This is a genomic window from Vibrio sp. T9 (assembly GCF_003123985.1).
In the GTDB taxonomy this organism is placed as follows: domain Bacteria; phylum Pseudomonadota; class Gammaproteobacteria; order Enterobacterales; family Vibrionaceae; genus Vibrio; species Vibrio diabolicus.
Genome location: NZ_NIGY01000081.1, coordinates 1 through 402 on the forward strand (window position 1 = coordinate 1; position 402 = coordinate 402).

The window sequence follows — 402 nt, forward strand, 5'->3', positions numbered from 1 at the left end:
CCGGTTCGGGTCATTCCGGCCGGGTACCGCGTTCGATGCGGACGCCCACCGATTTGGCGCCACGCACGGCACCGGGCTTGGATAGCTTCAGCCGCACCCAGGCCACGCCGAACTCCTCACGCACGATCCCCGCGCAACGCTCCGCCAGTGTCTCGACCAGCCCGAAGCTGGACGATTCCACGTACGACTGCAGGCGCTTGGAGATGGACTTGTAGTTGAGTGTGTCGGCGATGTCGTCGCTGGCCGCCGGGCGACGGTTGTCGAAGGCCATTTCCAGATCGAATGACAAGGTCTGCCGGATCCGGCGTTCCCAGTCGTAGATGCCGATGACCGCGTCGATACGCAGGTCTTCGATGAAGACGATATCCATGGAGGGGGCGTGGCGCACAAAAAGGGGCCTTA

The 402-nt window shown here is 63.4% G+C and carries 1 protein-coding gene; it reads right to left on the reverse strand.

The features are described from left to right. Positions 1 to 10: 10 nt before the first annotated feature. Positions 11 to 370, reverse strand: a complete 360-nt coding sequence (gene folB, locus CBX98_RS25520; RefSeq protein ID WP_109170541.1) for a dihydroneopterin aldolase — start codon at positions 368 to 370, stop codon at positions 11 to 13. Positions 371 to 402 lie beyond the last annotated feature (32 nt).

What these genes read in the sequence shown, in the direction of transcription:
- folB (WP_109170541.1), bottom strand. Translation starts at nt 370, where the DNA reads ATGGATATCGTCTTCATCGAAGACCTGCGTATCGACGCGGTCATCGGC.